Origin of the sequence: Rheinheimera mangrovi, from assembly GCF_003990335.1 — a bacterium.
GTDB lineage: Bacteria > Pseudomonadota > Gammaproteobacteria > Enterobacterales > Alteromonadaceae > Pararheinheimera > Pararheinheimera mangrovi.
Map to the genome: position 1 here is coordinate 413,727 of NZ_CP034683.1, position 21,058 is coordinate 434,784.

Consider the following 21,058-nt stretch of genomic DNA (forward strand, 5'->3'; position numbering starts at 1 on the left):
TGAGGCCGTTCATCTTTGCATATCATTGATTCAGTAATGCATTGGCAGCCGCATAATCACAAAGGTTAAGGTTCTATTGCTGGCGTAGTTTCTGATCAGTGTGTCGTAACGGGTAGTAATACCCCTCTCTATATCCTGAAAAACGCCTTCTCCACCAGCTGACAATACCCATAAAGGAAATAATTCGGCAAAACCGCAACGGCTCTGCGATACAGCTCTTTATTTCAGGACTTTTTTATTAAAGTGCGGGCTTTGACGGTTCGGAAAACTGTTATTCTACTGGTGCTGAATGTGGTGGTGATGGCGTACTTTGCTGACTGAGAGAGAAGCCGCATTGAGCCTATGCAGAAGCCGGATAATTAAAATGGTAGATCCACAATGAAGTTCAATATGGCCTATTCATTGTTGCCCTTTATCATAGGGTTGATGATGTTTTCTCAAAACGTGCTGCCTGGTATTTACGCAAAACAATATCAAATTCCACTCACTATGATTTCTTTAGTAATAGTTATAGGCCGGCTGACTGATATTGTTACGGATTTAATTGTTGGCTACCTTTCTGACAGAAACTATACAAAAGTAGGTAGCCGGTTACCCTTTATTGCAAGTGGTATTCTGCTGACCTGTTTAAGTTACTGGTTTTTATTCACGCCTCAAGAAGGCGTAAGTGTAAGTTATTTCGCCACCTGGTCTGTTCTTTTTTACTTAGGCGTAACCTTATACGCTATACCTTACGCCGCTCTGGCTGGCGAACTGGCAAAAGATGCTCACCAGCGTACGTCTTTATATGGTTACAAGTCCATAGGCACCTATTGCGGCATTATTGCTTTTCTGTTTATTCCGTTACTGCCAATGTTTTCATCTACAGCAGTGACCATCGAGACTATGAATTTTTCAGCTGTCCTGGCTATAGGTTTGTCAGTGCCTGCTCTTTTTATATTTTTGTACACTTTTGGTGGTGCCGGGAATAAAAAAATAAATCAAGATGAAAAAAATATACCACCTGTAAGTATCATGGAAGTGTTGAAGGGAATAATTAAAAACCGGCCTTTTTTAATTTTTATGATAGCCCATATTTCGATTAGCCTAGCCTGGGGTTGTTATGCAGGATTAGGTTTTATACTTATGGATTCTTATTTAGGCATAGGAGAATACTATGTTTTCATATTGCTTGCTTTTACCTTTTCAGCTTTTATTTTCTCTCCGGTTGCGGTGTTTCTTAGTGCCAGATTGGGCAGGAAAATTGCTTTTTGTATAAGTGGTTTATGTATCCTGTTGACAGTTCCGTTACTTCCATTTGCATTTAATGGGCATTACACCTTAGCCATCATGTTTATTGCGAATATACTTGTTGGTGCTGCCAATGCGATAGGATCTGTGACTGCACAATCGCTTGTAACAAATATCTCAGATTATGGTACCTTGAAGTCCCGCAGTGAAAGAAACGCTAGTTATTTTTCGTTTTTTGGAATTGCCAATAAGGCTGGATATGCAGCTGGTGCGGCCTTGTCTGTTGGCCTGGTCGGATGGTTCGGGTTTAACCCGGTATCAGAACAGCAGGCTCCAAATGTAGCGGTAGGCTTTGAATTAGCCCTGATCTGGTTGCCAGGCCTGATGGCGCTTATTTCTATTATTGCAATATCTCTTGTGCCTATAAATGAGCGTAGGCATGACGTAATAAGTCGCCGACTTGCCAGAATGCGGGCCAGGAATCAAATTGGTTAGGCAGTGCAAAAAGATGCAGACTTTAGATGGCACCAGTATGGTATTAGATGAAAAATGAAGGATAACTGGCTACAAAGATATACAAAAATGTATGACCTGGACCCTCTTAATTTACAAAATAAATTATCTTCTTCAGAAGAACTTTATTTCAAAGATGAGGCATTGTCCAAGCTGCATCTCGCCGTTGAAAATACACGCACTACTCATTTCCCGGGCGTTGCTCTGGTCAAAGGGGAAAATGGAGTTGAATCGCCACCAATAAACTAGACACTTCCCAGCCGTTCTTGGTAACGGTTTTCATACTCTACCGGTGACAGCAGATTATTGGAACCATGTTTCCGTTTACTGTTGTAAAACATTTCAATGTAATCAAACACATCACTTCTGGCCTCATCACGCGTCGTGTAGACTTTCCGCTTGATCCGCTCTCGCTTTAACAACTGGAAGAAGCTTTCTGCCACTGCATTGTCATGACAGTTTCCGCGTCTGCTCATGCTGCCTTGTAAGCCATGAGTTTTCAGGAATGCCTGCCAGTCATGGCTGGTGTATTGGCTCCCTTGGTCGGAGTGAACCATCACCTGTTTTTTAGGCTGACGTCGCCACACGGCCATCAGCAATGCGTTCAGCACAATATCTTTGCTGATTTGGGAATGCATCGACCAGCCAACAACCTTGCGCGAGAACAAATCCACAACCACAGCCAAATACAGCCACCCCTCATGCGTGCGGATGTACGTGATATCAGTTACCCATACCTCGTCAGGCACTAACGGATTAAACTGCCGCTGCAAGCGGTTCGGCGTAATGATATGGCTGTCCCCCTTACGTGATCTGGGTTTGCGATATCCAACCTGTGCTTTAAGCCCTTCGGATTGCATCAACCGGTATACCCGGTTAATGCCGCAAGACTCGCCGAAATCACGTAAATCAGAATGAATTTTACGGTAGCCATACACACAACCAGACTCCAGCCAAAACTGTTTTATTAATCCTGTCAGCCGCCGGTTTGCTTTATCGCGTTTCGACAGCGATGCCTTACTCCACGCATAGTATCCACTGGGATGCACATCCAACATGTTACAAAGCCAGCGCACCGGCCAGCTGTCGCAGTGTTCTTTAATGAAGGCGTATCTTAGTCGGACAGCTTTGCGAAGTACGCCGCGGCTTTTTTTAGAATGTCGCGCTCTTCGGTGGCTCGCTTCAGCTCTTTTTGCAGTCGCTTAATCTCGGCCTGAGCGTCAGCCAAATCATTATGCTGTTGTTTGTCAGGACCGTACTTTTTAATCCAGGCGTACAGGCTGTGCGTGGTGATATCGAGCCGTTTGGCAACATCCGCAACTGAATGGCCGCGATCAACGACCTGCTTAACTGCTTCGATTCTGAATTCTTCGGGGTAACGTTTACTGCTCATAGGCACCTCTCTTTGAGTTAGTTTATCTAACTGAAAGGTGTCTAGGAAATTAGTGGCGATTCAAGTTGGCAAATCAACGTTGCTTCACCACTTTATAGCCTCCATTAAACATAAAAAGAATTTTGTTGCTTTTGCTAAAGTCAGCCGCCCCTCAGGTGCTGTTCCCTTTGCCTGCCTGATACAGGCTTTTCGACATGGCATAACAGAGTTTCTGTCCACCCCTGACGGGGAAACAGGTTATTGGCAGAGGCAGTTTAAACACTTTCCTGAACTGAATAGTGTGCAGGCCCTTGAATGGATCCCTGAACTCGCCCGATTTTGCCAGGCAAATGAAAGTTCATCAGAGAATCGTTTATACAGTTTTCAGGATGTTGTTTTGGCTTTTATTAAGGCTTTTTCCACTGCGACAGTGGGGCGTCCTTTGCTTGTCGTCTTAGATGATATCCAGAACTTGGACGAATCCAGTCAAGTGTTACTCCACACCTTACTGAACACTTCTCAAAAATTATCTTTTGTTCTGGTGTGTACTGTGCGGGCCGACTCAGTGCTTTGTGAAGCAGTGCAGAATTCATTACGTGACTCACTCTGGTACTCTGAGCAATATCTGGATGCAGAATTGCTTCCTTTTACAGAGAGTCAGGTTCATCACGTATTGTCAAAAACATTAAACTGCAACCATCCTGATATTGCACAACTCAGTCATATTGTGTTTAAAAAGACAAAAGGTTTCCCGGCACAAATTAAATTTTTGTTAAACGCTCTCGCACAAAACAATAGTGTGACTCGTGATCTCCATAGTGGGATACTGCTTATTGATAAAGCAAGAGCTGCTGGTTTTGAATACAGTGATCTTTTTTATAAAGATGTGTTTAATAAGTTATATGATCTTCCAGAGCCTACTCAGAAATTATTAAAATATCTGTCAGTGGTCGATGATGCTGTTAACAGCGATATGCTACTTGAAATCCTGGGCGTCAAGCATTCGCAGTTTGAAAGTATGATACTGCCTGCACTGCCATTGGATTGGCTGTCTGAATCTGACTCGCATTACACATATCGACTGAATTTGGTTCGTCTGATTATTCATGCTTCAATTGAACGGCTTGAACATAAAAATATAATACTTCAGGTTGGAAATCATTGGCTGTCCAGGGCTTATATCTCTGATGATGAAACACTTATTATCCGGGCACTGCAATATTTAATTCAGGTACCAGAGCTGGTTATACAGGAAAAAGAACCTGAATTTATTATAACCGCAGCCGTTAATGTGGCGATGAAAGCAAAGGCATCGCATGCTCTCACATTCAGCCAGAATTGTTTTAATCTGGCTCACACTCTGCTCACACACTATCCTGTAACCTACGGGATAGTCGCCAACGATATAAAATTAAACCTTGCCGCAGATGCGTTGCAGCGGGGTGAGCTAAACACATGTCAGCAATGGTTAGATAGCTCAGAGGGGTGTTTTAATTCAATACTACAGAGGGGCCAGGCTAGTTGTATAAAGTTAGAGGCACTGCTTGGTCGCGGCCAAATTCATGCTGCATTGGATTTTGGTTTGGGAGAGTTGGAACTATATGGGCTCACATTGTGCAGGCAGGTTAGCGATGAGCAGTGTGACGCGGCGTTTAGTGCAGTCAGTCTGCGGCTGAGTGAGCGGGATAAAGACTCTTTTCTGCTCGCAGCCCCTTGCTGCGAAACTCAAGTTGAAGTGCAATGCCAGCTGATGGTTTTGCTGCTTCATCCTGCAGTTGTAGTTTCTCCTAATCTCAGGTTTTTACTTGTTTGCCATCTCCTTGAGTTGAGCCTTCTTTACCGTATGAGTAGTTTTACCTTAGTTGCCCTGAGTTGGTTTAGTGTGTTGATTGGCCACAGATATCAACAGTATCAACAGGGAAAACAATATTGTCTGCTCGTGAAGTCTTTGCTTGGACATCAGCAATTTGCTCAGAATAATGCAAAAGTTTGGTTAGCTTTGAGTCTGCAAAGTTGCTGGAGCAACTCCTTTTATTATTCATTGGATTGTATTGGTAGAGGGATCGATAAGGCACAAGCAGAAAATGATTTGATATCCGGCACATCCTTATCTTGTCATCGTTTTAGCCTCCTTCATGTGCAAGGCCAGCCTCTGAGCACATTGTTATTAGCTTCTGAACCAAGCCTCATTTGCGGACAAAAATTATCAGCATCCGGAATTTCAGATGTGATTATTTTGCAGCAAAACTTTGTACAGGTTCTTCAGAGCCTCAAGGGCGAAAGGTTTTGTGGTGAGCAGTTTACACAAGCTCTTGCAGCCATCGCTGTCAACAAAACTGTCACCGCCTATGCTGATAATGCCGGCTATCCGGCAGTTTCTTTTTACTATTGGTTTTACAAAGGTGTTCTGCATTATTTAGCGACAGAATTTTCAGAAGCCTGCAGTAGTTTTGAAAAGGCCAGTGATTTAACCTGGATAATGCCCGGGCATGTTTATTTATTTGAACTTGAGTTTTACCATGCGCTTGCTTTAAGTGCGTGTCATCAATCAAATCAGCATTCCACACTAACCAAATCCGTATTGCTGTCTTGCATCGAAAAGGTAGGACATTGGGCATCATTAAATCCAGAGACTTTCTCTGATAAAGCGCTGATCCTGAATGCTGAGTTAAAGAGAGTTGAGGGGGATTTTTTTGCTGCAATGGCGTTGTTTGAGCAGGTGATCAGTAGTAGCAAAGATGGTGATTTCCTGCAATACAAAGCGCTGGCACATGAACTTGCAGGACGTTTGGCCTTTGAATTCAATCAATTCACCAGTGCGAAAGCACATCTGAACTATGCCTTGCATTACTACAACAATTGGGGCTCCAAAGGCAAAGTCAAACAGATACGGGAAAGTTATGTTCATTTACAACCAGAGGCTACCGACCAGACAACCATTCAGCCTGCATCGCCAGCTTTACAACATTGCGCTTCTGACACAGGTTTTTCCGCTGTTTTAAATTCTATTCAATTCGACAAGGATCCTGAAAATTTACTCAGGGATTTGTTAAAAGCAGCACTGGAACATGGCCAAGCCCAACGCTGTGCCTTAGTGAGTGTAGAAAACCCTGTACCTCTGTTATTAATGCGTGGTGACATATCTGAAGGAGAGATCCGGGTTGATCATATACAGCAGGATATTGATGCTGCGGATTTTCCATTTTCAATATTAGCCGGCACTGTTAAGAGTAAACAACTGCTTCATGTTCGGGATTTGCATCAGCCTCCTTATGATGTGGATCCCTATCTGCAAGTCTGTCCTTTCGACGCCGCAATTAGTGTTCCTGTGGTATGTCGTGGTGACCTTGTTGGCATACTCTATGTTGAGTACAAAGGCCGGCACGACAGCCGTGCTGAAGATCAGACGAGTCTTCTTATTTTTTTGGCAGCGCAAATGTCCGGATGCCTGGAAAATCTCCGGTTGCAAAAAATTGCTGAAGAGGCTGTCGCCGCTAAAGAGGCCGCTGAAAAATCGCTTAAAGTTTCCGTTGCCTCTCAGGCTTTGAGTGAGGAAATTGGGCAGATGGGGTGCTGGCGATGGGAGTTTACTGAAAATGTAATACATTGTTCAGAGCAGTACGGTCGTATATTCGGCCTTGAGCCAGGTAGTAAAGTCATAAGTTTTGAGACTTTCTGTTCTGTGGTGCATCCGGACGACATAGAGGCGGTCAAGGAAAGTTTATATCAATCAATTGCTCATCAAAAACCTATTCATACAGAGTATCGGCTGCTGAAACCGAATGACAGCATTACCCACATTCTGGGGATTGGAAAACCAACTTTAGTAGAGGGCAAACTTTTTGGATTCATTGGACTTGTGCTTGATATCACTGAACGTAAAGTGTCTGAAGATGCGCTCAGATTAGCCCAAAGTGATCTCGCCAGATATTCGCGTATTAGTACAGTCGGTCAGTTAACCTCTTCTATCGCTCATGAAATTAATCAGCCTTTGATGTCTATTGTTGCCAACGCCGGAGCAGGCTTACGCTGGTTGCATCGCAACACGCCGGACTTACAGCACGTCAGCGCCAGTTTGCAGGCAATAGCGACAGAAGGGCAAAGAGCAGGCGAAATTGTCCAGAGTTTACGGGCTTTAACTAAAAACACCAAAGCAGAACTGACGGTACTGGATATACATGATGTGTTGAATCATATTGTGGCTATAGCCCGCAGTGAGATGGCAAGGCGTAAAGTCGCATTGGTGTTGCAGCTGGCTGCCGAATTGTCCGATATTCTCGGCGATATGGTGCAGTTACAGCAAGTGATGCTGAATCTGGTAATGAATGCCATCGAAGCTATGAGCGAAGTCACAGACAGGCCCAGAGTATTAACTATCTCTACTTTTACAGAAGATGATCAGACTATTGTTATCCGGGTGGAAGATACAGGCCCAGGCATTAACGATGAGACAAAAGCACGGCTGTTTGACGCCTTTTATACGACGAAAAAAGAAGGTATGGGCATGGGGTTGACTATTTGCCGGTCTATCGTCGAAAACCACGGCGGGCGATTGACTGCAGAGGCCAGACTTCCGCTTGGTACAGTCTTTTCGTTTTCTCTGCCACTGGTCAAACCCTGAATGAACAATGTTAACGGAGAAAAACAATGAGCGGCTTGGTGATAGTAGTGGAAGATGAAGATCAGGTAAGGTCGGCACTGGTAAGCTTATTGCAATCTGCTGGTTACACAGTGCGTGATTTTGCATCTGGTACAGATTTTTTGAACAGCACTATGCCAGACACTCCGGCTTGTTTGCTGTTGGATATGCAAATGCCAGACTCCAATGGTATGGACATTATTGAACAACTGGCCAGCACACAGGCCCGAATTCCGGTGATTTTTATTACAGGATACGGTTCTATTCCTCTGAGTGTGCAGGCGATGAAAAAGGGCGCCCGTGAGTTTTTAACCAAACCTGTTTGCCCTGATGCCTTGCTGGCTGCTGTGGCTGAAGCTTTAACATCCGATCAGGCCAATCTGCAGCATCGTATTGAACAGTGTGAGCTGGCTGCCCGCTACAATTTGCTGACTCCCCGTGAGCAGCAGGTGCTGGAGTTTATTATCGGTGGTTTGCTGATCAAACAAATTGCGGCTGAATTAGCGGTCAGCGAAATTACCATTAAGGTGCACAAAAAGCAGATCATGAACAAAATGCGCACCAAATCTATAACCGATCTGGTGCGGATCACAGAACGCTTACATATAACTCAGGCCAGAGGTCGTTAACTACTCTGGCTAGTTGGCCTCATGTTCCAGACTGCGCTCTATGCGCTGGTCCGGGATCAGCCAGAGTATGGCGATAGCGATGTAAATAGCTAAAGCCAGCCACTGTGAGACAAAAGACAACAAAGTGCCTGCCAAATAAAACACCATGGATAAGCGGCCTTTCCAGTCTTTCCCTACTGCATATTTCAGCCTGGATTGCTCGCCTTGCGACACAATGATCCGGTGTTGCAACATCCAATACGCAAAAGATGTCATCAGCAACACAAAACCATAAAGCGCAACAGGCTGGGCTGAAAACTGACTTTCTCCCATCCAGGCCGTGGTAAAGGGGATCAAAGATAACCAGAATAACAAATGCAGGTTGGCCCAAAGGATAGAGCCTGTCACTTTGTCACAAACATAGAGCATATGATGATGATTGTTCCAGTAAATACCTAAGTAGATAAAACTCATCACATAACTAAAAACTACCGGAGCCAGAGGCCATAAAGCTTCGATGTTATGTCCTGTGGGTATGTGCATTTCCAGCACCATAATAGTGATAATAATGGCGAGTACGCCGTCAAACAGGGTTTCCAGTCTGTTTTTACCCATTCAATCCACCCTTCGCGTATCAGCTCAGTGTTAAGGAATTTCTGCTGTATCACTCTACTGAGTCTGGCAATTAAATGTACCTATACATAGGCATAATAGGTGGCTTTGGAGGCGTGCTCTAGTATCAGTGCTGCTGAGCTGGCAGAGGCCAGAACAGCCCCGGATCTGCAATCACCAGATGAATAAGGAATGATCGGATGACAACTATTAGCGCGAAAGACGGTACGAAAATTTTCTACAAAGACTGGGGCTCAGGTCCTGTGGTGGTGTTCAGTCATGGCTGGCCACTAAGCTCTGATGCCTGGGAAGATCAGATGTTTTTCCTCGCATCACAGGGATATCGTTGTATCGCCCATGACCGCCGTGGCCATGGCCGCTCGGAGCAGGCATGGGCAGGCAATGATATGGATACCTATGCCGATGATTTAGCCAGCCTGATTGAGGTTTTGGATTTACAGGATGTCACGCTTGTAGGGCACTCTACTGGTGGTGGCGAAGTCACCCGTTATGTAGGTCGTCATGGTTCATCACGGATCAAAGGTCTGGTATTAGTTGGCGCTGTGACACCTCAGATGGGCAGATCAGCAAATAACCCGAATGGTGTACCTATGGAGGTTTTTGATGGTATCCGTGCTGGTGTTTTGGCCAATCGTCATCAGTTTTTCCGTGATTTGACGGTACCATTTTTTGGTTTTAACCGCCCGGACGCTCAAGTCTCCACCGCCTTGCAGGATGTGTTTTGTTATCAGGGCATGTTAGCTGGCTTAAAAAATGTGTACGACTGCATTCAACAGTTTTCAGAATCAGATTTTACTGAAGATCTGAAAAAGGTCGATGTGCCGGCTTTAGTGATCCACGGCGATGATGATCAGATAGTGCCAGCTGAAACTACGGCGGTAGCTGCAGCCAGACTGTTGAAAAATGCCACATTAAAGCTTTATCCGGGCGGTTCTCACGGTTTACCTTCAACCAATAAAGACCAGATCAATCAGGATTTATTGGCTTTTTTACGTTCTTAACTCATTCAACGCTGAGTGAATAGAGAAGGGAGTTTTAATGACTCCCTTGTTTTGCCTCAGTCCAGTCTTTATACCTTGGTATACTGGTGTTTTGCCGGTGTCTCGCAGATAGTAGACAATCTGTTCAGGCTAATAACAGAGTTAAAAAACGAATGCTGGTTACACATAGCTCAGTCAGCACTTTGATGTATGGATTTGGTGCTGCTGTCACTGCAGCTATTTTTATTGCCGATACCATCACTTCACTGCAAATTGCGGTGGCTGTGCTTTATGTCATTGTGGTGCTGATGGCCGCCGAAATGTTTTCAAAACGTGGCGTTATTGCTGTTGGCGCCTTGTGCATAGTGCTGACCCTGACTGCATTTTTTATGTCGCATGGCGCGACTTTACACAGCTCGGCTTTTGCCCGTTGCCTGATAAGCCTTGCTGCTATTGCAATTACCACTGTGCTGGCACTGAAAAGCCAGACCGCTAAAGCTTTGCTGCAACAACAAGTGTATTTATTGTCGCAAACTCATGACGCCATTTTAACCTGCGATAGGAAGGGAGTGATCACCAGCTGGAATAAGGGCGCGAGCAACTTATATGGCTGGAGCAGGGAGCAGGCAATAGGCAAAACCTTATGTCAGTTGCTCAACACACCGGAAAACGCGATGCAGCAACTGCTCGCCACTGGTCATTATGAAGGTGAACTGACAGAGCGGCATCAATCCGGACAGCCAGTGGTAGTGGCCAGTCGCTGGTCTGTGGCTTTGGATGCCAAAGGTAAAGCTCAGTCTATTTTGATCAGTAACAACGATTTGACCGAAAGCCGCTTTGCTGAAGATAAACTCCGGGTGCAGCAATTAGCGCTGGAGCAGGCTAACAGATTGAGCACTTTAGGTCAGATGTCTGCATCATTAGCTCATGAAATTAATCAGCCTTTGGCGTCCATCAGCATGAGTGCCGAAGCCTCATTGCGCTGGATGAACAGGCCAGAACCCGATCTACCTGAAATCAGTTCCTGTGTCAGTGCCATAGTCAAAGAAGCACACAGAGCAGCTGAAGTGGTGAAACGGATCCGCACCTTGTCGAAAAAAGGCACTGTGACTTTGCTGCAGCTGGATTTACGTGAAGTGATTTCTGAGTCGGTGTTGTTGCTTGAAAAGGAGCTGCAACGTCATCATATTCAAATCAGTCAGCAGTTGCCTGACAGACCGCTTTGGGTGGCTGGAGATAAAATTCAGTTACAGCAAATATTGATTAACTTGCTGGTGAATGCCCAACAGGCGATGGAGCAGACTGCGCTGTCTGAACGTTATTTGACAGTCACAGTAGTGCCGGATCAGCAAAACTGGCTGTTAACAGTAGCTGATTCCGGAGCTGGTATTACAGCTGCGGATTATCCATTATTATTTGATGCATTTTACAGTACAAAATCAGAAGGTATGGGCATGGGCTTATCTATTTGCCGCAGTATTGCTGAGGCACATCATGGCTTGTTATGGGCAGAACAAAAGCAGCCTCCCGGAGCTGTGTTTTGTCTGCAACTGCCGCAACTGGCAGCGGATCCTCTGTGATTAAGACTGCATCAGGGGCTAAACCGCCCATAGTCTATGTGCTGGATGATGATCCGGCAGTGCGGGATTCATTAAGCAGTTTATTGCGCTCAGTGGGCTTAAAAGCCGAAGTCTTTGCTACTGTGGCCGAATTTCAGCAGGTCAGCCTGGCTGCAGTACCCAGTTGTCTGATCCTCGATGTGCGGCTGCAGTTTGCTAATGGTCTGGATTTTCATCGTCAGTTACTGGAAAAAGGCATCGACTTGCCGGTGATTTTTATCACAGGCCACGGTGATATTCCGATGACGGTCAAAGCAATGAAATCCGGTGCTGTGGATTTTCTGGCCAAACCTTTCCGTGAACAGGATTTACTGGATGCCATAGCGGCGGCCTTGCAAAAAGATCAGCAACGTCTGGCTGCGGATTCTGTGTCTGATGAATTGCGTCAAAGCTTCAACTCGTTAACCAACAGGGAGCAGCAAGTGATGCGGATGGCTGTGGCAGGTTTGCTGAACAAACAAATTGCAGACCAGCTGAATTTAAGCCTGATCACAGTAAAAATTCATCGCGGTAATATGATGAAAAAAATGCAGGCGAAAAATTTTGCTGAACTGGTTCGTATGGCCGGACAGTTGGAACTGAGTAAAAGTTAATACCCCGGTATAATGTTCTGCTTTTTCTTTATCGGTTAAGCTGTGTTCCTGTTAAAAACAAAACGCTGTACAAGTTTTGTTGGCTACCTGGAGTATGCAGTTGAAACCGCCTTTGATTTATGTGCTTGATGACGACGATTCTGTCCGTATTGCTTTAGGCAGCTTTCTGCGTAGCCTGGGATTTAAGGTAGAAACCTTTGCTTCAGGCCGTCAATTATTGGCCTCAGACCAATTAACTCTGGTGTCCTGCGTGATTTCCGATGTGCAAATGCCCGGCATGAGTGGTTTTGAAGTGCTGGGGCTGTTGCAACAAATGACCCCTCCTGTTCCTGTGGTATTACTCACAGCTTTTTTTGAAGAGAGCTTAAAACAAAAAGCATTGGCCGCTGGTGCCAGCGCTTTTCTCAGTAAGCCTTTCAGCTCGGCCGAAATGCTGAAGGTGCTGGAAACTCTGCTGTAAACAGCAGGGTTCAGCTGTTTTTTAACCGCTGCTTATACCAAGGTTTTAATTGCCTAAACCATTTCCTTAGTTGCCCTTACCCCAGGTAGAAGTGTTTCAGCTTCAGCCTTGCCTTAGCATTTACTCAAGGTCACAAGTTTCAGTCTGTTGACTCACTATGTGCCACTTCTGCTGTGTTGTGGCTGAACCCTGAGGTTTATGTTGGAAGGAGCATCTCATGCTGTTAAGAAAAATAAGTATCGGAAAAAGAGCAGCCAGTGGTTTTGCGTTACTGACGTTAATTATGTTGTTTTTAGGCTTTTTCAGCTTGTCACAAATGCAGCGGCTGAATCAGGCCACCAAAGAGATCGATCAGCACTGGTTAGCTGGTATCAATACCTTGCTGGAGCTGAATAACAGAATTGGCACTGTGCGGCTGGAAGGGCAAAGATTCAGAGCCAGCAAAGATGATGCAGTGCGGGCAAAAAGCAAAGCGCTGATCAATAAAGCCAGTGCTGAGATAGTGCAGCTGGAAGAGCAATACAAACTGCGTGATTTAGCAGAAACAGAGCTGGCCACCATGACGGCTCTGGAGCGTAGCCTGACCTTGTACTTTGATGATCTGAACCAACTGATCAGTCTGGCTGAACAGCACAACCTGAGCGATGCTGAAGCTGAATCTTTAAGCCGTCAGTTAAGTGAAGGTGGCGCCAGTATCAGTCTGAACTTAGAAAAGCTGATTGCCTATAACAAAGCAGGTTCGGCTGAAGCTGCTGCTGGTAATGAGCAAAACTTCGAGCGGTCTTCCTTGATGGTACGTATAACTTTACTGCTGGCTGTAGTTCTGACAGTTGTGTTAGCTGTAGTGCTGACCCGTAGCATCGTATTACCTGTGCGCAAAGCTTTACTGGCTGCTGAAACTATTGCCAGCGGTGATTTAAGTCAAAGTATTGAGTGCAAAGGTAATGATGAACCTGCCTTTTTGCTGCGTGCTATGGACCTGATGCGGAAAAATTTGAAAGATGTGATCGAAAATATCCGCGATTCTGCTGTGCAACTGGCTTCAGCCACAGAAGAAATGAACACAGTGATTTGGAGCAGTACCAACGATTTGCAGCAACAAAGTAATGAAATTGAACTGACCGCGACAGCCATGTCACAAATGACCTCTGCAGTGAATGAAGTGGCAGGCAATGCCGTCTCTACATCAGAACTGTCGCAGTTGTCTGATCGTGAAGCCAAAGATGGCAATCAGCGGGTGGCGCAGTCCATCAGCCTGATTGAAGATTTGGTCACTAATGTGATGTCGGTTTCTGATAAAGCTGAAACTCTGGCGACTCACACCCAAAGCATCAGCAAAGTGCTGGAAGTGATACGCACTATAGCTGACCAAACCAATCTGCTGGCATTAAATGCCGCCATCGAAGCCGCCAGAGCGGGTGAAAGTGGTCGTGGTTTTGCGGTCGTGGCTGATGAGGTGCGCTCGCTGGCGCAACGTACCCAGCAGTCAACGCTGGAAATTGAAAATATGATCAACACTGTGCAACACCAAACCGATGACACAGTGCATTCACTGCAGTTCAGCGCACAGCAGGCTGAAGCTACTCTGGAACAAGCCAAAGCGGCAGACCAGGCCTTACGTCAAATCACGCTGGCCATTTCGCAGATTAACGAACGTAATCTGGCGATAGCAGGTGCGACTGAACAACAGGCGTTAGTGGCCAGAGAAGTTGACCAAAGTCTGTTAAAAATCCGTGATTTATCCACTCAAACTGCGGCCGGTGCCAGCCAGACTTCGCAAGCCAGTCAGGAGTTATCCAAACTGGCAGTAAATCTGGCAGGTTTAGTCGACCGTTTCGCCTTTTAACTTCAAGCTCTGAACAAGCAGACCCTTGTCAAAGCACAGGGGTCTGCAGAGGTTCAGTGGGATAACACTATGAACAGTATCCATTTTCCTGTGGCATCAGAGCATTTTTCAGGTGCTGCTGACACAAACAGCAAGCCACAGATCACAGTTGTGGTAGCCAAAACCGGTTTATGGCTGATTTTATACCTGAGTATTGTCTTGTTACTCTGCGGTTTTTTATTGATCTCTTATCTGCAAACCGAACGTCAGGCCAAAGCTGATTTGCATAATATCAATCTGACGCTGGAGTCCAGACTAAACGCCGGTTTATTGCACCCGGTACAGACTCAGCTCAGCAGTGTGGCGCAGATGCTGGACAGCACTTTGCTGGATAAAAGTCAGCTGGAACAGGAGACGCTGCGCCAGCACCTGCAGACTCTGACCAGTCGTTTCCCGGAATTGCCTCCGCTGATTGTGCTGAGTAAATATGGCTCGGCTCTACTCAGCATTGAAGGTGGAGATCCGCAGCTGTATTTTTCGCAAATACCGGCACTGGTCAATGCGCCTAAATTACCTGCACTGCTGTTTGAACAAACTTCAGATAACAGGCTGGCGCTGGCCGTGCCTTTGTTTAATACCCGGCATGAACTTAATGGTTGGGTGGCGACTTCAGTGCGATTGGACGCCATTCAGAAGCTATTTGCCCAGGTAGAACTGGGGCCTGCAGGTGTGTTAACTCTGCGCCGTATCGACCCGCCTGCCACAGTAGTACGTCAGCCCGAGTGGACTGAAAAAATGCCACGTTATGAAGCCGATTTAATAGACCGGCAACTGGCGGAAGGCCAAAACGAAGGGGTGCTTTTTATGCATTCCAGAGTAGATGCGGTGAAACGTTTGTATGGTTTTAAAAGACTGGGCTCTTATCCTTTTGTTGTCGTCACAGGGTACGCCAGCAAAGATTATCTGGCGGAATGGTATTTAAGTTCAGCGCTGGCGACTGTGTTATCTGTGCTGATTTGTCTGCTGAGTTTTATTTTCAGTCGTCGCCTGCAAAAAACCAGAGCCAAAGAGCAGCGCTCAGCCAAAGAATTGCAAGCCAAAGAGGAATACATTCGATTATTGCTGCATTCAGTGGGCCACCCCATTTTTGGATTGAATTTACGCGGCGAATGTTCTTTCAGTAACCAGAGTTGTGTGCAGTTGTTTGGTTATGCCAAAGACACGGATTTATCCTCTAAACCGCTTGAGATCCATTTTGTTGATCACAACGGCGAACGCACGGATCTGATGGGCAGATTGTTAAGTCAAATCCGTCAGGGCAAAGAGTTTTACTGCGACGATCATAGTTTTATTAACGCGCAACAGCAGCAAATTCAGGTGGAGATCCGCGCTTATCCCAATATCAAAAACCAGCAGTTAATAGGGGCTGTGGTGACTTTGCAGGATATTTCTGAGCGGAAAGATCAGGAACAACGCATCAGTTATATGGCTTATCACGATGCATTAACAGGCCTGCCCAACCGCTGGTTACTAAAAGACAGATTTGAGCAGTTGCAGGCTGGTGTTGATGGCCAGGATGGCCATATAGCTCTGCTGTATCTGGATTTGGATAACTTTAAAAACATCAATGACTCACTGGGGCATTACGCCGGTGATGCCGTATTGCATGCGGTGGCTAAACGTTTGTTGTCTTTTAAAAGCCGTATCGACACTGTGGCCCGGCTGGGTGGCGATGAATACTTGTTGCTGGTACGGATTGCGCAGCAGCACGAAGAGCTGAAGCAGTTATTGCAGGACATTATTACCCAAATTCAACAACCGCTGCAGTTAGAAGCACAGCAAGTTTCAGTGACGCCTTCTATAGGTGTGGCTATTCATGTGCTGCATGGCGCTGATTTTGAAGCTTTGCTGAAAGCGGCGGATATGGCCTTGTATAAAGCCAAAGAAGATGGCCGTAACACCTACAGGTTTTATCACAGAACTATGGGAGAGCAGGGCGTGCGCCGCCTGATGCTGCAAACCGATCTGCGTCAGGCGTTAAGCAAAAAACAGCTGTTTATCCAGTATCAGCCTCAGCTGGACTTACACACAGGCCGCATTATTGGCGCTGAAGCTTTATTGCGCTGGAAACATCCTGTTGAAGGGCTGATTTCTCCGGCAGAGTTTATTCCGGCGGCTGAAGCCAACGGCATGATTATTCCGATCAGTAACTGGCTCATCCGTGAAGTTTGTCAGCAAGCCATGTTGTGGCGTAAGCAAGGTATGGCGCCTTTTGTGGTGGCGGTTAATTGTTCAGCTGTGCAGTTCCGTCAGGGCGATTTAGTGGCTGAAGTACGGCAGGCGCTGGAAGAGTCAGGTTTACCGGCCCAATGGCTGGAACTGGAGTTGACAGAGTCAATGCTGCTGCAGGATTCAGAGCGGGTGATGCAGATTATTGCCCAGTTAAAAGCTCTGGGGGTGAAGTTGTCCATCGATGACTTTGGTACAGGCTACTCCAATATGGCCTACCTGAAACGTTTTGCGGTGGACAAGCTGAAAATCGACCAGTCCTTTGTCAAGGGCATAGCCCGTAATCCGGACGATGAAGCCATAGTGCAATCCATTATCACCCTGGCGCACAGCTTTAATCTGAAAGCTATTGCTGAAGGGGTGGAAGATACGGCCACTGCCGATCTGCTGCGTGCCCGCGGCTGTGACGAAGTGCAGGGGTATTGTTATGCCAAACCTTTAGCTCCTGAGGCTTTTCTGGATTTTGCGTTGAGTAATCAGCGTGAGACCACTCAGGTTGTGCAATTGAAATACGGTCAAAGTTAATCCGTCCGGTCAGCCGTTTCAGTGGGGTGTTGAGATGAACAACAGCGACAATATGCAGCAAAGCACAGAGCAAAACGATTTTACCGGTGTGGTGTACGGACTAATTGGCTCCTGCATTTGGGGTTCTTATATGGCCGTATCCAGTCAGGGTATTGCTGATGGTTTTAGTGCTGAGGATCTAGCGTTTTTACGTTACCTGACGTCAGGCTTATTACTGCTGCCTGTGCTGGCTTTGAGTAATATGTTCCGGAGAGTGGGCTGGCAGCGTTCTTTGGTGTTGACGCTGCTGGCCGGGCCTGTGTTTGCCATTTTGGCGTTGCATGGTTTTGCCTATGCTCCGCTTATTCATGGCACTGTGATCCAGGCTCTGGCGCTGATTTTATCTTGCCTGGCCATAGTGCTGCTGTGTCACAAGGAAAAACTTAAGTTCAGTTATCTGGCGGCTTTGCTGGTGTTATTTGTTGGTCTGGCTGCAGTGGCCCGGCCGTTTGCAGTTCCGGATCATGACGGCGCCGCATTCTGGAGAGGGGATGTACTTTTTGCGCTGGCTGGACTGATGTGGGCGCTGTTTTTAATGCTGGTTCGCTACTGGCAGGTGGATGCGTTAGCGGCCACAGTAGTGGTGGCTGTATTGTCGTCGCTGATTTATTGCCCGCTTTATTTAGTGTTGCATGGTCCTTTGCATATCTCGATGCTGGATTTTGATCATGTGATTGAGCAAGTGCTGTTTCAGGGCGTTTTATCCGGCGTATTGGCTTTATTTGCCTTCAGCAAAGCTGTGCAGTACCTCGGGCTTGGCAAGGCCGTATTGTTCCAGGCTTTTTCGCCTGCCGTCACTATGTTGTCAGGTATTTTGTTATTTCAGCATATTCCGGTTTTAAGTCAGTGGCTTGGTTTTAGCCTGATCGCAGCAGCGTTATTTCTGGGGTTTTATCGGGAATTGGACTAAAAACCAGACTCAGCATTTGCTGGAGTCCGGTTTTTCAATGTGTTCATTAAATCCGACAGGGAGTTTGTTTAAGGAGTTTAGTGGCTGATAGCGCTAAACAGCAGAGACTGATGCGCCATGGCTCCGGCCAGCGAACCATCTCCTATGGCAATAGCCACTGAACCTGCCATACGGGCATTATCACCACAGGCAAATACGCCCGCTGTAGTGGTTTCTTTGCTGGCGCTGGTGTGAATAAAAGCACCCATTGGGCCTTGCTCAAACTGGCAACCTAACTGTTCTGCCAATGGGCTGTTGACTGTGGTGGCAGGTTGGGTAAAAAGGCCAGCCATCTGCAGTGTCTTACCAGTGGTGAGCTGCACATCCGCTTTGCCTGAAATCTGCAGCACTTTACCCGATTCAATCACCACACCCCGGGCAAGCAGCTGTGCTTTTTGTTCTGCGTCGGGCTCAAAACATTCATTAGTGAATAAAGTGGTTGGCCCCCAATCCGGTAACATCAGCGCATGGTGCAAAGCGAGTGGACTGGCTGCGACTACACCTATGGAGCCTTGCTCCAGCTCGTAGCCATGGCAATAAGGGCAATGAAAAATACTTTTGCCCCAACGCTCTGCAAGACCGGGAATGTCAGGAAGTTGATCGGTCACACCTGTAGCCAATATTAAACGTCTGGCCTGATAGCTTTGTTGCTCTGTATTGACCTGAAAACCGGATGCGATTTTGTGAGCGCTGAGGGCAGACGCATCCAGCCATTGCACTGTCGGATAGGCCAACAACTGAGCTTTGGCTGTGGCAGCAATAGCGGCAGGGCTGTTGCCGTCCTGAGTTAAAAAGCCGTGCGAGCTGTCAGCAAATCTATTGCGTCTGCTGCCTGCGTCTATCACCAAGACAGAGCGGCGGGCACGTACTAACTGTAAAGCGGCGGCCATTCCAGCGTAGCTGCCTCCCAGGATGATCACATCAAGATCCATATCTGCTTACTCTTTCGGGGGTTGTTGTGGGTTGTGCAGATTCGCCAGATGTTGCTGGCGTCTGAGTTCAAAATCAGCTGCTATATCAGAGAGATTAACACTGCCAAATTTTTGCAGCAGTTGTTGCTCTGCCGCCGCAAAAGCTGAGTCCAGCGACGCATTCACCGCCTGTTCGATAAGGCATTGTGGCGCTTCCTGCCTGTACCCCTGAGCAAAGAGACGGGGAGCACCAAGAGCCTGATACACATCCCGCAAACTGATGGCCTCAAGAGGCTTTGCTATAGTCCAGCCCCCGCCATGGCCTTTGACTGAAACCACTAATCCTGCCTGACGTAAGCCCGCCATCATGCGGCGGATCACAACAGGATTCGTTTTCAGGTAGAGGGCAAGCGTCTCAGACGTCATGGCCTGATGATGTTCAGCCAGATGCAGAATGACATGCAAAATGGATGAGAGTTTATTATCACTTTTCATGTAACTTACATTATTACATGATGTGAAACTGATCAAGTTCTGATCTGGGAAAGGCGCTGAGTTGTAGCCGCAGAGCGATAAAAAGCCGGCCACTGACGACCGGCTTTGGCGTTGGTGTTAAGGGCTCAGCCTTTTGATACAGTAAGTTTATCTACCACATCCACCACGTCCTTGGTGTTTTTAGCTTTGGCAACGGCCAAATCTTTTTCCGCATCTGAGTCTACTGTACCGCTGAGTGTGACGACGCTGTTGCTGACGTCTACATCTATGCTGGTGCCACTGGTTTCAGGTTCAAACAGCAAGCTGGTTTTTACCACAGTGGCAATTTTTGCATCTTTTAAGGCACTGATGGCTTTTGGATCAGCTTGGGTTTGGCTGTCTTTTTTCACCATCAGTTTGTTTTCGACTGAGCTGACGCCTTCCAGGCCTTCTACCAGTTCTGCGGCTAAGGCTTTATCCACATCACTTTCTACTTCACCTGTTAAAGTGACCACACCGTTTTTCACATGGGTGTCTATGGTAAAAGAATTCAGGTTGCCATTGAGCAACAGCGTGGTTTCGGCTTTACCGTCTATCCAGGCATCTTTGGTTGCATCTTTCCAGTCATTGGCGGCCATGGCAGATACAGATGCCAAAGTTAAAGTAATCATCACTGCTAATGTTGTGCGTTTCATCGTGTCGCTCCTTTGTTAGTGAGACAGTGAGGTATTGCCAGTTTGATGCCAAAATTTAAGTTGTTGATTTAATTTGAATATATTTTTTCATTCATTTAATGTTAATTTTTTGTTTGTAATTTTGTCTGGCTGATCGGTAAAAGTTTCATGCCAGTTCAACTGGTTTGGATACTTGCCAGCTGATCTGCGGCTATTTGCAGACTAGCGGTAAAATGCAGCAAGGTCTTCTGGTACTGCTGTAAGTCAAAGTGTCTGATCACTGCTTTTTGCAATTGCAGTTGTTTCACCAGTTGTTGCTGTATAGTGGCTAGTGACGTTTGGCTTCGTTTGTTGTCATACCAAAGACTAAGCTCATACAAAGCCTCCAGCCCGTCTGACGCAACCTGACTTTGGCTTGGCTTAGGTAACAGATATAAAGTTTGTTGATGCAACTCTGCCAGCGCTGCAAAGTGCCGGCGCAGATTGCCTGACCCTGCTGTTTCTGCATTTTGCTGATAAAAACGCCTGGCTCTGCTAAACAACAGACTAAAAGCTGCGATCAGTTCTATATCCCGGACCTGTGAGGTTTGATTCGGTAAGCTTGGTGTCATCAGATGGGTACTCCATAGTAAATAAAACTATGCAGATTCATTATCAATTCATGTACCAAGATGTAAGTTTATGATGTATAGATATTTTTGAATTCCTTGTCTGGGAAGCTGAGC

The 21,058-nt window shown here is 46.4% G+C and carries 17 protein-coding genes; 11 read left to right on the plus strand and 6 right to left on the minus strand.

Annotated elements, in window-relative coordinates; genetic code table 11:
* Nucleotides 1–378 precede the first annotated feature (378 nt).
* A complete protein-coding gene (locus tag EK374_RS01925; protein WP_127019627.1) occupies nt 379–1,725 on the plus strand; it encodes an MFS transporter in 1,347 nt (448 codons plus the stop codon).
* A gap of 54 nt (nt 1,726–1,779) precedes the next feature.
* Complete coding sequence (locus EK374_RS01930; RefSeq protein WP_127019629.1) at nt 1,780–1,992, plus strand: hypothetical protein; 213 nt, start codon at nt 1,780–1,782, stop codon at nt 1,990–1,992.
* Here the strand turns inward: EK374_RS01930 and EK374_RS01935 are convergent.
* Nucleotides 1,989–3,136, minus strand: a protein-coding gene (locus EK374_RS01935) for an IS3 family transposase (protein WP_127019341.1) whose coding sequence is annotated in 2 segments (ribosomal slippage) — nt 1,989–2,899 and nt 2,899–3,136 — 1,149 coding nt in all. Because the reading frame shifts where the segments join, the coding sequence is not laid out codon by codon here. The two genes, EK374_RS01930 and EK374_RS01935, sit on opposite strands and share 4 nt — an antisense overlap.
* A 52-nt stretch (nt 3,137–3,188) precedes the next feature.
* On the opposite strand from EK374_RS01935, the gene EK374_RS01940 reads away from it, so the two are divergent.
* The gene (locus EK374_RS01940; protein ID WP_164731794.1) at nt 3,189–7,736 is read left to right on the plus strand and encodes an ATP-binding protein; all 4,548 of its coding nucleotides are present in this window, start codon (nt 3,189–3,191) and stop codon (nt 7,734–7,736) included.
* Nucleotides 7,737–7,762: 26 nt separating this feature from the next.
* A complete protein-coding gene (locus tag EK374_RS01945) occupies nt 7,763–8,383 on the plus strand; it encodes a response regulator transcription factor (RefSeq protein WP_127019633.1) in 621 nt (206 codons plus the stop codon).
* A 9-nt stretch (nt 8,384–8,392) separates the two neighbouring features.
* Here the strand turns inward: EK374_RS01945 and EK374_RS01950 are convergent, their stop codons facing one another.
* A complete protein-coding gene (locus EK374_RS01950; protein WP_127019635.1) occupies nt 8,393–8,977 on the minus strand; it encodes a TMEM175 family protein in 585 nt (194 codons plus the stop codon).
* Between the two features lie 197 nt (nt 8,978–9,174).
* Between EK374_RS01950 and EK374_RS01955 the strand changes: the two genes are divergently transcribed.
* The 7 genes from EK374_RS01955 to EK374_RS01985 all read left to right on the plus strand — a co-directional run bounded on the left by EK374_RS01955 (nt 9,175) and on the right by EK374_RS01985 (nt 18,235).
* Entirely contained in the window at nt 9,175–9,996 is an 822-nt protein-coding gene (locus EK374_RS01955; protein WP_127019637.1) for an alpha/beta fold hydrolase, read from the plus strand.
* Nucleotides 9,997–10,148: 152 nt separating this feature from the next.
* Entirely contained in the window at nt 10,149–11,555 is a 1,407-nt protein-coding gene (locus EK374_RS01960; protein WP_127019639.1) for a PAS domain-containing sensor histidine kinase, read from the plus strand.
* Nucleotides 11,552–12,187, plus strand: a complete 636-nt coding sequence (locus EK374_RS01965; protein ID WP_206099263.1) for a response regulator transcription factor — start codon at nt 11,552–11,554, stop codon at nt 12,185–12,187. The genes EK374_RS01960 and EK374_RS01965 overlap by 4 nt, the downstream gene beginning before the upstream one ends.
* A gap of 100 nt (nt 12,188–12,287) precedes the next feature.
* Nucleotides 12,288–12,647 (plus strand): response regulator, encoded by a 360-nt coding sequence (locus tag EK374_RS01970; protein WP_164731795.1) that lies wholly within the window; start codon nt 12,288–12,290, stop codon nt 12,645–12,647.
* Nucleotides 12,648–12,864: 217 nt separating this feature from the next.
* Nucleotides 12,865–14,493: a methyl-accepting chemotaxis protein gene (locus EK374_RS01975; protein WP_206099264.1), complete on the plus strand. Its 1,629-nt coding sequence runs from the start codon at nt 12,865–12,867 to the stop codon at nt 14,491–14,493.
* Between the two features lie 69 nt (nt 14,494–14,562).
* The gene (locus EK374_RS01980; RefSeq protein WP_127019645.1) at nt 14,563–17,286 is read left to right on the plus strand and encodes a putative bifunctional diguanylate cyclase/phosphodiesterase; all 2,724 of its coding nucleotides are present in this window, start codon (nt 14,563–14,565) and stop codon (nt 17,284–17,286) included.
* A 34-nt stretch (nt 17,287–17,320) separates the two neighbouring features.
* Nucleotides 17,321–18,235 carry a DMT family transporter gene (locus EK374_RS01985; protein WP_127019647.1) on the plus strand — a complete coding sequence of 305 codons (915 nt, stop codon included), beginning with the start codon at nt 17,321–17,323 and terminating at the stop codon, nt 18,233–18,235.
* A 77-nt stretch (nt 18,236–18,312) separates the two neighbouring features.
* Here the strand turns inward: EK374_RS01985 and EK374_RS01990 are convergent, their stop codons facing one another.
* From EK374_RS01990 to EK374_RS02005, 4 genes are all read right to left on the minus strand, one after another.
* Complete coding sequence (locus EK374_RS01990) at nt 18,313–19,206, minus strand: NAD(P)/FAD-dependent oxidoreductase (RefSeq protein ID WP_127019649.1); 894 nt, start codon at nt 19,204–19,206, stop codon at nt 18,313–18,315.
* A gap of 6 nt (nt 19,207–19,212) precedes the next feature.
* A complete protein-coding gene (locus EK374_RS01995; RefSeq protein ID WP_127019651.1) occupies nt 19,213–19,680 on the minus strand; it encodes an Rrf2 family transcriptional regulator in 468 nt (155 codons plus the stop codon).
* Nucleotides 19,681–19,805: 125 nt separating this feature from the next.
* A complete protein-coding gene (locus tag EK374_RS02000; protein ID WP_127019653.1) occupies nt 19,806–20,354 on the minus strand; it encodes a BON domain-containing protein in 549 nt (182 codons plus the stop codon).
* Nucleotides 20,355–20,509: 155 nt separating this feature from the next.
* Nucleotides 20,510–20,944 carry a hypothetical protein gene (locus EK374_RS02005; RefSeq protein WP_127019655.1) on the minus strand — a complete coding sequence of 145 codons (435 nt, stop codon included), beginning with the start codon at nt 20,942–20,944 and terminating at the stop codon, nt 20,510–20,512.
* Nucleotides 20,945–21,058: the final 114 nt, after the last annotated feature.

Excerpts from the sequence above, each read along its gene's own strand:
- EK374_RS02005 (WP_127019655.1), bottom strand. The coding sequence starts at position 20,944 with ATGACACCAAGCTTACCGAATCAAACCTCACAGGTCCGGGATATAGAA.
- EK374_RS01990 (WP_127019649.1), bottom strand. The coding sequence starts at position 19,206 with ATGGATCTTGATGTGATCATCCTGGGAGGCAGCTACGCTGGAATGGCC.
- EK374_RS01950 (WP_127019635.1), bottom strand. The coding sequence starts at position 8,977 with ATGGGTAAAAACAGACTGGAAACCCTGTTTGACGGCGTACTCGCCATT.
- EK374_RS01975 (WP_206099264.1), top strand. The coding sequence starts at position 12,865 with ATGCTGTTAAGAAAAATAAGTATCGGAAAAAGAGCAGCCAGTGGTTTT.
- EK374_RS01925 (WP_127019627.1), top strand. The coding sequence starts at position 379 with ATGAAGTTCAATATGGCCTATTCATTGTTGCCCTTTATCATAGGGTTG.
- EK374_RS01960 (WP_127019639.1), top strand. The coding sequence starts at position 10,149 with ATGCTGGTTACACATAGCTCAGTCAGCACTTTGATGTATGGATTTGGT.
- EK374_RS01995 (WP_127019651.1), bottom strand. The coding sequence starts at position 19,680 with ATGAAAAGTGATAATAAACTCTCATCCATTTTGCATGTCATTCTGCAT.
- EK374_RS01980 (WP_127019645.1), top strand. The coding sequence starts at position 14,563 with ATGAACAGTATCCATTTTCCTGTGGCATCAGAGCATTTTTCAGGTGCT.
- EK374_RS02000 (WP_127019653.1), bottom strand. The coding sequence starts at position 20,354 with ATGAAACGCACAACATTAGCAGTGATGATTACTTTAACTTTGGCATCT.
- EK374_RS01930 (WP_127019629.1), top strand. The coding sequence starts at position 1,780 with ATGAAGGATAACTGGCTACAAAGATATACAAAAATGTATGACCTGGAC.
- EK374_RS01945 (WP_127019633.1), top strand. The coding sequence starts at position 7,763 with ATGAGCGGCTTGGTGATAGTAGTGGAAGATGAAGATCAGGTAAGGTCG.
- EK374_RS01955 (WP_127019637.1), top strand. The coding sequence starts at position 9,175 with ATGACAACTATTAGCGCGAAAGACGGTACGAAAATTTTCTACAAAGAC.
- EK374_RS01985 (WP_127019647.1), top strand. The coding sequence starts at position 17,321 with ATGAACAACAGCGACAATATGCAGCAAAGCACAGAGCAAAACGATTTT.